Here is a 14179-nt window from a genome sequence, read left to right on the forward strand (position 1 = left end):
GCTAACGACCTCCTTTCAGCCCTCTTGGGGTTACCTTCGCCTGTATGAAGTCGATGAGGAACCCTAAAAGAATAGCCAGGATGGCTGCCGGTATGGCGCCACCTATGATCAGTGTATTGTTGTTTGTATCAATGCCTCGATAGATGAATTCTCCTAAACCGCCTAATCCGATCATGGCGGCTAAAACCGCCCAGGACACCGTATAGATGGTGGACATTCTCAGTCCGCTGAAGATCGATGACATGGCCAGTGGAAGTTCCAGTTTGTACAGAATCTGCCAGTTGCTCATACCGCATCCTCTTGCCGCTTCCTTCAGACCTTCATCCACATTGAGAATCCCTGTGTAGGTATTCTTGAGAATGGGAAAAAGCGCATAGATGGAAAGTGCGATGATGACCGTGGCAGGCTGAATGCCTATATAGATGAACAGCACACCTATGAACACCAGTCCGGGGATGGTCTGAAAAATACTGACTATGGGAATGATGATCTTTGATAGTCTTGGAATTCTGGAAAGCAGAATTCCAAGAACAAGCGCCACCACAAAACCGATTCCGACAGATACGAAAACGTACTGGAGATGCACAAAGATCGCTTCAAGAAGCTTCTCTCCATATCTTTCAAAAAAATCTGCCATCAGCTGTTTTCACCTCCCCATATGACACTGGCCAGAGCCTTGGTCATACTGGTTCTCGTGATGATGCCGGCAACCGTGGAATCTCTGTTCAGCACTACGATGTAGTTGTATTTCGATGCCACAAGAATCTCGAAGGCTTCCTTGGCGTTGGTTGTGGTTCTTACTGAGGGGACATTTCTATCCACAAGATCTTTTATGCTTTCCCCAGGTTTTCCCTTTGTGGCCAACTTTTCTATGGTGACAACACCTTTATACTTGTTGTCCTCTTCACCTACAACCACCGCAGAATCCAGCTCTCTCTGTTTCATCAGTTCCACGGACTCCAGCATCTTTCTGTTTTCATAGACAGTAAGCACTCTCTTCTTCATGACATCCTTGCAGGTCAGATCATCTCCTGAAACTGTATAGGAAAGCTTACCCATGAAGTTGGAGATCATCGGATCAGCAGGGTTTCTCAGCATTTCTTCAGGACTTGCGGCCTGAAGAATCCTGCCGTCTCTCATGAACACGATCTTGTCAGCAAGCTTTACCGCTTCATCCATATCATGAGTCACAAAGATGATGGTCTTCTTCAGCTTCTTCTGGAGCACTTTCAGTTCATCCTGCAGATTTTCTCTGGTCATGGGATCAAGGGCGCCGAAGGGCTCATCCATGAGAATCACTGGTGGTTCAGCTGCCAGAGCGCGCAGTACACCGATTCTCTGCTGCTGTCCTCCACTTAGCTCATTGGGATATTTATTGATGTTTTCCGCATAAGGCATACCCACCATTTCCAGAAGCTCCCTGGCTCTCTTGTTCCTTTTCTCCTTGCTCCATTTAAGCAGTTTCGGAACTACTGTGATGTTTTCTCCTATGGTCATATTGGGAAACAGTGCAATCTGCTGAATGACATAGCCGATGTTTCTTCTCAGCTCCACCGCATCCATTTCATTAACGTTCTTGCCATCGATATAAATATTCCCGCTATTCATTTTGATCAGTCTGTTGATCATTTTAAGCGATGTGGTCTTTCCACAGCCTGAAGGACCGATGAAAACGACAAACTCTCCATCATTGATGGTCAGATCCAGACCATCCACTACAGTAACATCATTATATTTCTTGGTTACATTTTCATAAATTATCAATGTGCCACCTCCATTATTATTAAAATTAATGATTTCTTAACTCATTATAGTATCTAAATCCCACTGATGCAACTTAATACATCGAACTAAGTTGTCTCTTTAGTTCTGTATAGGTTTACATCCAGGCAAGCATCCGTCACTTTCTTTTATTCATTCTTATGCATTGAATATTCATCCCTAGAGTCCCATGGAGATGACGCCCAGACATGAAAAAAACAGATAAGAAGCAATTTTTTCATGCTTCTTATCTGTTTTTCCATTTTCTTTTCTCTGTCAGGTCCTTAATTGTTCCATGCTACTTTGATCTTTTTATGGCTTCCGCAAAACCCTGGAGCTTTCTGGCTGCCAGATCAAAGACACTGCCTTCGGTAAATCCGCCTTCACTGATTCTGCCCGATGGGATTCCCGTGAGCACTTCAATGCCTTCATCTATGGTTTTCACTGCGTAGATTCTGAAAACGCCTTCCTCCACAGCAGCAATGACCTCATCTTTCAGCATGAGATTGTCTATGTTCTGAACAGGAATCATAACACCCTGCTCTCCAGTAAGCCCTTTGGCCCTGCACACATCAAAGAATCCCTCAATCTTCTCCGTGACACCTCCAATGGGCTGAATCTCTCCTCTCTGGTCCACGGACCCAGTCACGGCGATGGCCTGGCTCAGGGGCACATCGGAAAGACTGGATAAGATGGCATAAAGCTCAGCGCTGGATGCGCTGTCTCCTTCCACCCCACCATAGGACTGCTCGAAGGTGACCTGAGCTGTGAGTCCGAGAGGGAACTTCTGGGCAAACACGCCACCGAGGAAACCGGACAGCGTCAGGACGCCTTTTGTATGAATGCTTCCACTCATCCTGGTTTCCCGCTCTATGTTGATGACTCCCTGGTCTCCGGCATAGGTTCTTGCTGTGATTCGGGTGGGCATACCAAAGGCATAGCCGCCCGTATCAAGAACAGAAAGGCCGTTGATCTGACCCACTTCTTTTCCTTCCGTATGAATGATCACTTTCCCTTCCAGGATCTGTTCTCTGATTCTTTCTTCCAGTCTGTTTTCACGCCGGATTCTCTCCTTCACCGCTTCCATGACATGAGACTGCTCCACCTCATTCTTTCCCTGACTCTTTGCAAGAGCTTCAGATTCATAAAGCACCTCTGTGACTTTATTGAATCTGGTGGACAATCTGTTCTGATCTCCCGCAATACGGGATCCGTATTCAACGACCTTGCCCAGAGCATATCCGTTAAACGGAAGCAGATTCTCTTTTTGGGTGAGGGTTGTCACAAAGGAAGCATATGCCTTCAGATTCTCCGAGGTTCTGGGCATGTCCACATCAAAATCCACCCGTACTTTGAAAAGCCTCTGCAGATCATCGTCGTAGGCGTAAAGAAGATAGTAGATCTCAGGATCAGAAATAATGATGACCTTAAGATCCAGCGGGACAGGTTCAGGCCTTATGGTGCCGGCAGGCACCAGGCGATACTCCTCGCCGATGTTCTCCACCACAGCCTTCTGATGTTCAATGGCTTTCTTCAGCGTTTCCCATGCATAGGCATCTCTCAGCACATCCTTGATCTGGAGAATGAGAAACCCTCCATTGGCCCGATGTATGGCACCCGGTCTCAGCATGGTGAAATCCGTACTCATGGAAAGCATATGGCTCTTGTACTCCAGCTTTCCGAAAAGATTATAGTAGTTGGGATTCGGCTCAATGACCACCGGTGCGCTTTCGCAGGTCTCATTGTTCACGAAGACATTCACCGCATACTTCAGAAGAGGATTCTTTTCCTCCTGACTGAACAGGCTGGTCTCCTTCTCCTTTTCCGGCTGCTCGATCTGAAGGAAAGCCTTATGATTGTATGCCGCATCTTCTATCAGCTCCTCCAGATACGTGAGCACTTTGCCATAATCCTTATATCTCTCTTTGACAATCTCCACTCTGGGACGGATTACAGACAGCGCTATGCTCTGCTCAAGCTCTCTCATGTCCTCTTTTGCCTGCTCCTCATATCTCTGGCTTTCTTTCAGCGTCTCATCCAGGGATTTTGTAAGTCTTCTTCCCTTCTCGTCCAGCTTCTTCTTTTCTTCCGGTGAAAGCTTTTCGAAGACTTCTGGAAGCATCTGTTTCCCGTCTTTCAGGGGAATGAAGACGAATCTCGGCGGAACCGGCTTCATATCGAAACCTTCTTTTGCCGCTTCCTCCTTCATACTGTTGAACTGCTGGTCCAGCTTTTCCTGAAGAGATAAAATGATACGGTCTCTCTTCTCCTCATATTCACCATCTTCAAAGGCCTTGGATACCAGCTCCTTGAGATCTTCCACCAGATCGTGCATATCCGTCTGGAAAGCCTTTCCCGTTCCTGCAGGAAAAGCTGCGATTCTCGGTCTGTCCTCATCCTTGAAATTATGAATATAACACCAGTCTTTGGGCAGATTCTTCATGCGCTTAGAAGCCTTTTCCACTATGGCTTCCGTGTAGGTGCTTTTCCCTGTTCCGTGGGGACCCACCACAAAGATATTGTATCCTGGTGCATCCATGGCAAGGCCGAACTCCATGGCAAGAACCGCTCTGTCCTGACCGATGACACCTTCTGTAGCATCCAGCTCGCTGGTGTTTCCAAACTGCCCGATTTCTTTTTCCACATGGCATATTTTTCTCAGACGATGTACTGGTACTGTATATTTCTCCATTTCAATCACTCCTCAAATGGAACGTCCGCTTCATTGTCATATCCTCTTCTTTCCCAGGTTCCTTCATAATCCACGTCATCTGAAACTTCGATCTCCACAACCCATCTTGCCCACTTATAACCCAGCTTGTCCTCCGCCACCACAATAAACGGAAAGCCCATAGGCTCCGGCAGTGGCGCTCCATTGGAGTGATAGGCAAGGATCATATCCTTCTCCTGAATTTCAGAAAGCGGCATGGAGGTAGTGTATCCATCATGACACCTGAAAACGAGGATCTTCCCATCTTCCAGAGGACCCGCCTTTTCCAGAAGATCCGTAATCCGTACACCTTCCCATAAAATGGTCGCATCCCATCCTTCCACACAGTAAAGCGTGATGAGCTTCTCCACGGAAGGATACTCGAGGACCTCCTCATAGGTATATTCCGTGACTGTCTTCACAAGACCAGTGATGGAAAGCGTATATTCCTCCATATTCACACTCTGGATGCCTGTTATGGAATTATCCCTCGGCCCGATGGAAGGATCCAGTCTCACTCCCTTGTAATCTCTGATTTCCGTGGCTGAAAAGCGGTCTTCTGTGGCTCTGGACATGATTTCAGAGTATTCTCGGTTGATTTCAGCCTGCTCCCCGCAACCTGCCGCGGCGATTACAAGAAATGATACCATCGCAAAAAGCAGCCCCTTCTTTCCTTTCATCCTCTTCTCCTCCTTCAAAACAGAAATCACCCTGAGACAAGCTATTCCTCTGTCCAGGGTGACTGCATACTTCATGATGTCGCTGCTTACTGCCTAGACAGTGTTCTGCTTTCATACATCCTTATATCTGATCTTCACTTTTTTCTCTGCTTTTCTCATACTCTTCTCTGGTTATAGCATAACACACATCATCGACCACCTGACCGTCATAGAGAGCCGATGCCATCTTCAGTGTTCCCTCCAGAGAAAATCCCGCTTTTACCAGAACTCTTTTTGAACGCTGATTGAATGGATAATGGTAGGCTGAGATGATCTTCATGTCCAGTTCAGAAAACGCATACTGAAGAAGACGATCTACCGCTTCGGTCATGAGCCCCTGTCCCCAGTAATCCTTCCCCATGGCATAGCCCAGCATGAGCGCCCCCTTGTAGTCTCTCTTCCTGTCTTCATGCAGCCCCAGCGAGCCGATGACTCTGCCGTCTTTTTTATGCTCCATGGCGAAGATATCCGCGCTTTTCATGAAGCCTTCAAGAATCTCTTCGGACTCCTTCATGCTTTCATGGGGTTTCCATCCGGCAGAAGGTCCAACCTCCGGGTCACTTGCATACTGATTGAAATCTGCTAGATCCTTCTCTTCAAACCTTCTGATGTACAGTCTTTTTGTTTCCAGGACCATATCTTCTCCACCTCATTTCCATATCTTCTTATCTTTATCTTACCTCAATGACGACTAGAATCATAGATACGATTCATTAACATTCCACGAAACCCAAGTAGTTACTATGGTAACTACACTTTCTTTCCAGATGCGGTATACTGAAAAAAATGTGTTTAAAAAGGAGCGTACAATTATGATTGAAACTGTATATGATTATTCTTTAGCTGACGACAAGAAAGTGGAAAAACTTCTGGACCATCCTGTGGCTATGATCAACCACATGGTATTTCCTAAAGGCCAGGGGCTACCTGAGCATTTCTCCAACTCCAACGTCTATATGATCATTGTCCGAGGCACACTGACCATCCAGCTGGATGATCAGGAGCCCCACGATTATTCCAAAGGCCAGATGCTGAACATTCCTTACAGGGTGAAAATGAATGTGGGCAACAGCCATGATGAATTGCTGGAGATGTTCGTCATCAAGGCACCTACACCCGTAGAGTACAAGGAAGACTAAAAATCAGGTATCTGTTCCAGCTCTCCCCTCATAGAAAACCCTCCCGAGATGATGAGAATCTCCATGCTTCTTTCATCCAGGGAGGGTTCTTTTTCAGTCTTTCCTGTTCCATCCATATTTCCCTTTCATTTCCACAAATCTTACCCATTCCACCGTCTCCACTTCCACCGTTTCATCCTGATTCTTTCTCACCAGCATCAGTTCCTGAAGATTCTCCGGTCCGACTGGTATCAGCATCTTGCCACCCTTGCTGAGCTGGTGAAGAAGCTCATCCGGAATTTTCGAGGCTGCAGCTGTGACCATGATCCGGTCATAGGGAGCATGAGCTTTCCATCCAAGGCTTCCATCTCCGACTTTGTAACAGATGTTCTCGTATCCCATGGCATCCAGCCTCTCTCTGGCTTTCCGGGAAAGCTCCGGTATTCTCTCCACGGTATAAACTTCCTTGGAAAAGGCTGAAAGTAGGGCTGTCTGATATCCTGAACCTGTTCCGATTTCAAGTACTCTGCACGCTTCATCGGGGTCTAGCATATAGGTCATCATGAGCACCAGACTTGGCTGAGAAATGGTCTGTCCGAATCCGATGGGTAGCGGATGATTCATCTCAGACAGCTTTCTGTATTCCCCTTCAAGAAACATCGACCGATCAAGTGAAAGAAAATAGGCTTCCAGTTTTTCATAATCCATACAAACCTCTCCTTTTTCACCTTCAATATAATCCCAATTCAGAAGAACCTCAACATCTTTCACTCAATGTTCAAACAATCTACACATCCGATTTCAACTCTCTACCTATAATAAGACTTAAATAAGAAACCACGGGAGGAATATCATGTCAGTGGAAAAGAAAGAAGACAAAAAACAAGAACCGAAATTCTACGAAGCACCGGAATCCGGAACGATAAGACAGAAAAATGATCCTTCCCATCCTGAGGGTGCCTCCAAAGATGATGCCAAGAATGCACCATCGGAAGCGCCTGAGTCCGGGACCATGAGAGAGAAATAGACTGCATGAAAAAAGGCATTCCATACGGAACGCCTTTTTTTCATGCAGCTTTCAATTATACTGCCTTATTCTTTTTCGCATACTGATTTTTCTGACCTCTGCTGCTGTCTCTTCTAGATGAATTCTTGGCGTTATAGTTCTTTCCAGACCCACCTCGGCTGTTACTGCTCTTATTGGCTGGTACATATCTCTTTTCCTTGATCTCCTCTTCAGGGAGATCCATAAGAGGATAGCTATGCTCAGCGACGACCCCGATCTTCTTTTCAATAAGCTTCTCGATGTCTCTTAGAAGATGCTGCTCGGAAGTATCACAGAAAGACAGGGCTACCCCACCTAGACCGGCTCTGCCTGTACGGCCGATTCGATGCACATAGGTCTCCGCCACTTCTGGAAGATCAAAGATGATCACATGAGAAAGTTCTTCCACATCGATGCCTCTGGCAGCGATATCCGTAGCCACAAGAATTCTTGTTTCACGGTCCTTGAAGTTCTTCAGCGCCAATTGTCTTGCATTCTGTGACTTGTTTCCGTGAATGGCCTGGGCTTTGAATTTCTTCTTTTCCAGAGCTTTCACGATCTTGTCCGCACCATGTTTCGTTCTTGAAAATACAAGGACTCTGTCCATGTCTATGGATTCTAGAAGATCCGTCAGAAGATGGATCTTGTTCTTCTTGTTCACATGATAGACTGACTGTTTGATGGTATCCACTGTGGATGCCACTGGTGTGATGGTGACTTTCTCCGGTCTGTGCAGGATGGTGTTTGCCAGCACTTCAATTTCCTTTGGCATGGTTGCCGAAAAGAAGAGTGTCTGTCTTTTCTGAGGAAGATAGGAAATGATCTTCTTCACATCATGAAGCATTCCCATGTCCAGCATCATATCCGCTTCGTCCAGCACAAAATGCTCCACCTGTGACAGATTGATGAATTTCTGCTGAATGAGATCCAGCAGTCTTCCTGGTGTGGCAACGAGAATATCGATGCCTTTCGTCAGAATCGCCGTCTGAGGATTCTGAGAAACCCCGCCGAAGATCACCGTGGTCTTCAGATTCAGATACTTGCTGTAGCTTTTAAAGCTCTCACCGATCTGTATGGCCAGTTCTCTTGTAGGTGCAAGCACCAGTGTTTTGATCTTTCTTTTTCCGTTAAAGGTCTGATTTTTAGACAGATCTTCCAGTATGGGGAGCGCAAAGGCCGCAGTCTTTCCTGTTCCCGTCTGGGCACATCCTAGAAGGTCTCTTCCTTCCAGAAGCTTCGGAATGGATTTCTCCTGTATGGGTGTGGCTTCACTGTACCCTTCATCCTTGAGGGCTTTCTGTATGGGTAGGGTCAGATTCATTTCTGTAAATAACAATATTATATACTCCTTCAGCATGACAATCCTGTCATGTCTTTTTTATTCAGCCTTTTCTATCTCACCGGTATGCTCAGAAATGAATAAAAAGAGGAACGCGCAATGCGTTCCCATACATTGAATCTCATTTATTTCTGATGACCAGCTGCAGAATGCTTCATAAAAAGCACATGGATGGTCACTACCTAAAAAAGTCGCTTTGATTACTATATCACACTTTCCTGAAAATAGCTTTCTTTTCTTTCAGATGTGGTTTTTTCATCTACTTATCCGCATGAATTCTTGGTCCTTCCACATGCATCACATACCATGCTGCACGCTTGCCCACATGGGTCGTCTTCACCTCACCGAATACTTCACTCATTTCCTTTTCCGCCACCTTGATGAATCTGAAATAATCTCCCTTTTCGAGATATTCGATGAAACTTGTGTGCAGCGCGCGTTTGTCGTTATAGTCATGAATGATCACTTTTCTTCGGGAAACCCTCTTCATTTCACGATAGAGGTGCATCCGTTCTTTTTCCGGCATTCCATGAAGCACATAGGAACTGATCACCGCATCAAAACTGTTGTCGTTAAATGGAAGCCTGTCCTGATTCTTCAGGTGATAGTATCTTATGTTCTGCTTTCTGGTCTTCCACATGGCCACTTTCAGCATTTCCTTGGCAGGGTCCAATCCCGTGACCTTATAGCCTGCATGCTCAAGAACCGACAAAAGCGCTCCGGTTCCACACCCCAGGTCCAGTATCTGCATGGGTGGAAAGATGCCTTCTTTCTCCATCATTTCCGGCACAAAGGCATAGTTCTTTCTCTGAATCTCATAAAACATGCCATAGACCGGGGCGATTTTATCAAACAGCTTTTTCTTCGATTTCTCCATGACTCCATCCTCCATTTCATTCATAGGATCACACGCCATTTTCTGCCATTATAGGACGAGAGAGAAAGGAAGTAAAGAGAAAAATCTGAACAAGATCTATGACCTATTCTTATATAGATTACACGATGTTCTTTCCAATTTAAATATCCTTGAATTTAAGATAACGCAATAAAAGATCTGCGAAAACACAACGGTTTTCGCAGATCTTCCTACTCTATCTACCGTGATGGCCGCCGCAGCCGCCACCTCCGTGATGATCGTGATTGAGATCATGATGGTGATTCTCATGTCCGCTACAGGGTACTCCCGAAGAGGACAGTTCACCCTTCATATATTTCTTCACCGCTTCCATCGGCTGTCCTTTTATACCGGATATGACCTTTATTCCTCTTTCAGAGAGTTTAGTTACAGCACCCTGTCCCAATCCCCCTGCTATGAGTATATCGATGTTCTGCTGCCCAAGAAATCCCGGCATGGCTCCATGCGTGTGTTCAGGACTGCTGATGAATTCTGTGGACAGAACTTCTCTGTCTTTCACTTCGAAAACATCAAATCCTTCACTGTGACCGAAATGTTCAGAGATCAGTTCTCCTGTTTTAGCAACTGCAATTCTCATTTTTATCCCCCTTGCTTATAGCAATTCTTCCAGCTTATCCGCTACGGATGTAAACTCCCCGCTTATATGGCGCTCGATCTCACCTTTGTCGCAGGCTTCGGCAAGTTTAGGATCGATGGATATTTTTCCGAGAATCTCCAGATCATATTCCCTGGAAATCTCATCCAGGTGACTTTCTCCGAAGATCTTGTACTCTTTTCCTGTATCAGGACAGGTGAAATGGGAGTAGTTTTCCACAACGCCCAGTACTCTGATATTCATCATTTCGGCCATCTTCACGGCTTTGGATACTACCATGGATACCAGCTCCTGAGGACTGGTCACGATGATGATGCCATCCATCGTAATGGACTGAAATACCGTCAGAGGCACATCTCCTGTACCAGGAGGCATGTCGATGAAAAGAAAGTCATTCTCTCCCCATACCACATCAGAGAAGAACTGCTTCACCGTGTTGGCAAGGATCGGTCCTCTCCAGACCACAGGGTCCGTTTCATTCTCAAGAAGCAGGTTGATGGACATGAGCTCTATGCCGGTCCGTGTTTCCACAGGCATCACTCCGTGTTCTGTGGCTACCGCCTTGCCTTTTATGCCATAGGCTTTGGGAATGGATGGGCCTGTAATATCCGCATCCAGCACCGCAGTTCGATAGCCTTTTCTGTTCATCTCCACAGCCATCATGGCTGTCACCGAAGATTTTCCCACTCCACCTTTTCCGCTGACCACACCAATGACATGCTTGAAACTGCTCATGGCATTGGTCTTGATACTAAAATCATACTTTTCTTCCCGCTTCTCATTTGAGATCTCAATCATTTTCCATCTTCTCCCTCTGAACGCCTTTTCTTCTTCCACCGACACAGTCATCAGAATCTCTTCTGCAGCTGCACATTCTGTTTTCATCATCCGAAAGGCGGATTTCTCCCCCCTGAATATGCAGGTCCAGCCCAAAGACCAGCACCTGTGCAATCTTTCTTCTAGCAGAAACATAGATGCTCTGCACTGTTGTTCTTGCAACCCCCATGGCACTGGCGCATTCTTCCTGCGTCATGCCTTCCTGATCCATGAGTCTGATGGTTTCATATTCGTCCACCGTCATTTCAATGATGTCAGCGTCCGGGTTTCTGACTCCCTTTGGCCCGAATCTGTTATATTCAGGCATGCAGCAGACTTTTCTCCATTTCACTGGTCTTGGCATTTCCTTCTCGCCTTCCTTTCAAGCTTCTGTTTCCATTCTACTCCATTATTGACATATGTCAATAATTAATTTTCTAGATTGTAATCTGATTTCTGTCATTGTAGAGTGTCTTGTAGCCGAAAATCAGTGCGGAGAAAACGGCCAGACAGACAACTGCAGTAATGGCGATCATAATGGCGATCTGATAAAGGATTGCAGTCATGGGAAGCGTTCCTGATAGAATCTGCCCTGTCATCATACCAGGCAGCGAAATGATCCCCATACCCATCATTCTGTTCATAGTTGGGAGAAGTGCTGTTTCCAGCGCATTGTTCACAAAAGGAATCAGGATCTTCTTTGGAGTGACCCCGAGATAAAGAAGAGATTCCACCCGATTTCTCTGAGCTTTCAGATTCTCATTGAATGATTTCAGTGCCAGTGACAGTCCGGTCATGGCATTTCCGAATATCATTCCGCTTAACGGAATCGTGTACTGAGGATTGAAGAAGTCCATACCCACTACGATCTGTACAAAGAAGAACACAATAAGCGTACCCGCCCCAGCCAGGGACAGTCCGATGGCCAGTTTGAACTTCTTGTTGAGCTCTTTGTTCTGATTCAACACTCTGATGGTGGCAAAACCGGTCATGGCGATGATATAGGCCACTGTAAACAGCGGATGCGGATTCTCCAGTATATAGGTCAGAACAAGTCCGGCCAGAACCAGCTGCACAGTCATTCTGAAACTGGCAATAAGCAGCAGCTTGGACTGGTTGATCTTGGATTTCTTCATGATGAAGAGAACCACAAGCAGAAGCAGGTAGATCAGTGCGAATTGAGCAATATTGATTTCCACAACACCCATCAGTTATCCCTCCTTGTTATGGTAAGTACTTCATCAGCATAGACTTCAGAAAGCTTTTCATCGTGACTCACAACTATCATGGTGATTCCGTTTTCTCTGCAGAATTTCTTCAGATTATCCAGTACCTTTCCTGCAGTGGTGGCATCCAGTGCAGAGGTAGGTTCATCCATCATGATGACCTTTGGAAGGAACGAAATGCAGATGGCGATATAGATTCTCTGCCTTTCTCCTCCTGACATGCTTACACAGGACTCCTCCAGTCTGAAATCCGCATGACAGAGTCTGAGATATTTCTTCATGGTCTCATCATCAGGAGCAGGAAGATCGCGGTATTCATAATACATCCTGAAATTCTCTCTGATGGATTCATCAAACAGATAGACATTCTGACCAATTAAAATGACTTCCTTCCTAAGCTCTATGGTATCCATTTCCCTGATATCCTTGCCCTGGTAGAAGATTCTTCCTTCTTCCGGAGTCAGGCTTGCGTTGAGCAGTTTCAGAAGGGTACTCTTCCCCGCACCACTGGCACCCTGAATGAATGTGGTGTTTCCGGAACTGATTTCCATATGCGGATATTCCAGAATTCCCCCGAATTTCGGTTCTTCAATTGTAAATATTTTTTCCATACTTCCCTCACTCTTTCTTCTGATATTTCTATATATTAACTTATTTTAACATAGTTAGGAAAGATTAATACATCTCAGATTTATTTTGCACAGCAGATCAGAACCTGTAGTGAAAATACTGGCTCTGATCCTGCTTGTGAACCTGTTTTCCGGATCATGAGCTATAGACTCACCCTGTGCAGAGAGAAAAGTCCAGATCAGCCTTAAAATGCTGATCTGGACTTTTCTGATACTTAACCTTCCAATTCTTCTCTTATCCTTTTCCAGAGAAATTCTAATCCTCTTCTTCAGGAAGTTCACCTCGTAGGGTTGCTTCAATTTCCTCATCCATTTCTATATCCTCCGGCTCCACCTTCGGCATTCTTCTCTTGTCTCTGTAGATAACAGGAGAAGTGGCAAAGAACACGCCTCCCTCAAAAGCCGCTCTTTCCATGGTGAGAAGCTCCTTTGCAATGGTGGTGACATTACGCCTGAAATCCGGTGACTGGATTCCCTCCACAGTCTCACCCCTGGTCTTTCTATAGTAGGAATAATTCTTCCATAGGCTATGGGTGATTTTCTTCACAGTGGAAGGTTTTCTCAGAACTTCCAGAATCTCTTTTCTGATGGACAGAATTTCATCCTCACTGATCTTCCCAAGATCCGCCAGCTTTCGCCCCATATCCCGAGCCCACTCGTTGTCGATTTCCTGACAGAGGAATTTCAGCGCATACCACGCCTTGTAGAGATCATCCTTGTTTTTCATTTCAAGGGATCTGAACCAGTGAAATGCCAGAAGCCTTCTTCTCCAGTCCCACCACTTGATGGGGCTTTGAAGATCCGAAGCGGGAATGAGAAAGAGCTCCTCATCCAGAAGAACCGAACCGAAAATCCCCGGGGGATTCCCTCGTTTCTGTTTTTTCAGAGAAGTTCTGTAGACTCCGCAGGTAGGACTCCCATCCATATAGACATAAGCGGATACTTCCGCTCTCTTCAAGGTCTCAAGACACGCGATGGAACCCAGCTTCACCTCTTCTGTGACATCTCTTCCTCTGCGGTTCTTGATGATGGCTTCTCCGGTCCAGACCATGGAACCGTCCCCTCCGGATAGATGAATGGGGTCTCTTGGCACACCCAGTCCGGACATGGTTTCAGGACAGACAGGACACCAGTTGAAATCCTGCTTTTCTCGCCCAAGATTCTTCAGCATATCCCAGCCTTTATTGTTATATCGGACAGGACTTCCCATACAGCAGGCGCTGATTCCGATGTTGATTTTCTCATGGATGACAATATTTTTCTTCTCCATTTTTTCTTCCCCCCCGAGTATTCTATTTTCCTGTT

Annotated in this window: 16 protein-coding genes; 2 read left to right on the forward strand and 14 right to left on the reverse strand. The window is 45.9% G+C overall.

The window, feature by feature from the left end; translation table 11 throughout:
- Position 1: 1 nt before the first annotated feature.
- From ACHAL6_RS02560 to ACHAL6_RS02580, 5 genes are all read right to left on the reverse strand, one after another.
- Complete coding sequence (locus tag ACHAL6_RS02560; RefSeq protein WP_395268648.1) at positions 2-637, reverse strand: ABC transporter permease; 636 nt, start codon at positions 635-637, stop codon at positions 2-4.
- Entirely contained in the window at positions 637-1764 is a 1128-nt protein-coding gene (locus ACHAL6_RS02565; protein WP_395268650.1) for a betaine/proline/choline family ABC transporter ATP-binding protein, read from the reverse strand. Before ACHAL6_RS02565 ends, ACHAL6_RS02560 begins: the two co-directional genes overlap by 1 nt.
- A 295-nt stretch (positions 1765-2059) precedes the next feature.
- Positions 2060-4453: an AAA family ATPase gene (locus tag ACHAL6_RS02570; protein WP_395268652.1), complete on the reverse strand. Its 2394-nt coding sequence runs from the start codon at positions 4451-4453 to the stop codon at positions 2060-2062.
- Between the two features lie 5 nt (positions 4454-4458).
- On the reverse strand, positions 4459-5151 hold the full coding sequence (locus ACHAL6_RS02575; RefSeq protein WP_395268654.1) for a molybdopterin-dependent oxidoreductase: 693 nt from the start codon (positions 5149-5151) through the stop codon (positions 4459-4461).
- Between the two features lie 121 nt (positions 5152-5272).
- Positions 5273-5827: a GNAT family N-acetyltransferase gene (locus tag ACHAL6_RS02580; RefSeq protein WP_395268656.1), complete on the reverse strand. Its 555-nt coding sequence runs from the start codon at positions 5825-5827 to the stop codon at positions 5273-5275.
- A gap of 175 nt (positions 5828-6002) precedes the next feature.
- On the opposite strand from ACHAL6_RS02580, the gene ACHAL6_RS02585 reads away from it, so the two are divergent.
- Positions 6003-6329 (forward strand): cupin domain-containing protein, encoded by a 327-nt coding sequence (locus tag ACHAL6_RS02585; protein ID WP_395268658.1) that lies wholly within the window; start codon positions 6003-6005, stop codon positions 6327-6329.
- A gap of 93 nt (positions 6330-6422) precedes the next feature.
- Here the strand turns inward: ACHAL6_RS02585 and ACHAL6_RS02590 are convergent, their stop codons facing one another.
- Positions 6423-7016: a protein-L-isoaspartate(D-aspartate) O-methyltransferase gene (locus ACHAL6_RS02590; protein WP_395268660.1), complete on the reverse strand. Its 594-nt coding sequence runs from the start codon at positions 7014-7016 to the stop codon at positions 6423-6425.
- A 145-nt stretch (positions 7017-7161) separates the two neighbouring features.
- Between ACHAL6_RS02590 and ACHAL6_RS02595 the strand changes: the two genes are divergently transcribed.
- Positions 7162-7335, forward strand: coding sequence for a hypothetical protein (locus ACHAL6_RS02595; protein ID WP_395268662.1), 174 nt, complete (start codon positions 7162-7164; stop codon positions 7333-7335).
- 55 nt (positions 7336-7390) lie between these two features.
- On the opposite strand, the gene ACHAL6_RS02600 is transcribed toward ACHAL6_RS02595, so the two are convergent.
- From ACHAL6_RS02600 to ACHAL6_RS02635, 8 genes are all read right to left on the reverse strand, one after another.
- On the reverse strand, positions 7391-8689 hold the full coding sequence (locus ACHAL6_RS02600; protein WP_395268664.1) for a DEAD/DEAH box helicase: 1299 nt from the start codon (positions 8687-8689) through the stop codon (positions 7391-7393).
- A gap of 262 nt (positions 8690-8951) precedes the next feature.
- Complete coding sequence (locus tag ACHAL6_RS02605; RefSeq protein WP_395268666.1) at positions 8952-9569, reverse strand: class I SAM-dependent methyltransferase; 618 nt, start codon at positions 9567-9569, stop codon at positions 8952-8954.
- 214 nt (positions 9570-9783) lie between these two features.
- A complete protein-coding gene (locus ACHAL6_RS02610; RefSeq protein ID WP_395268668.1) occupies positions 9784-10185 on the reverse strand; it encodes a NifB/NifX family molybdenum-iron cluster-binding protein in 402 nt (133 codons plus the stop codon).
- 15 nt (positions 10186-10200) lie between these two features.
- Positions 10201-11001 (reverse strand): P-loop NTPase, encoded by an 801-nt coding sequence (locus tag ACHAL6_RS02615; RefSeq protein WP_395268670.1) that lies wholly within the window; start codon positions 10999-11001, stop codon positions 10201-10203.
- Positions 10994-11383 carry a DUF134 domain-containing protein gene (locus ACHAL6_RS02620; RefSeq protein ID WP_395268672.1) on the reverse strand — a complete coding sequence of 130 codons (390 nt, stop codon included), beginning with the start codon at positions 11381-11383 and terminating at the stop codon, positions 10994-10996. The genes ACHAL6_RS02615 and ACHAL6_RS02620 overlap by 8 nt, the downstream gene beginning before the upstream one ends.
- Positions 11384-11456: 73 nt before the next feature.
- Complete coding sequence (locus ACHAL6_RS02625; protein ID WP_395268674.1) at positions 11457-12227, reverse strand: ABC transporter permease; 771 nt, start codon at positions 12225-12227, stop codon at positions 11457-11459.
- Positions 12227-12856: an ATP-binding cassette domain-containing protein gene (locus ACHAL6_RS02630; protein ID WP_395268676.1), complete on the reverse strand. Its 630-nt coding sequence runs from the start codon at positions 12854-12856 to the stop codon at positions 12227-12229. The genes ACHAL6_RS02625 and ACHAL6_RS02630 overlap by 1 nt, the downstream gene beginning before the upstream one ends.
- A 274-nt stretch (positions 12857-13130) precedes the next feature.
- Positions 13131-14144: a DUF523 domain-containing protein gene (locus ACHAL6_RS02635; RefSeq protein ID WP_395268678.1), complete on the reverse strand. Its 1014-nt coding sequence runs from the start codon at positions 14142-14144 to the stop codon at positions 13131-13133.
- Between the last annotated feature and the right edge of the window lie 35 nt (positions 14145-14179).

The organism is Proteiniclasticum sp. C24MP, from assembly GCF_043951855.1.
GTDB lineage: Bacteria > Bacillota > Clostridia > Clostridiales > Clostridiaceae > Proteiniclasticum.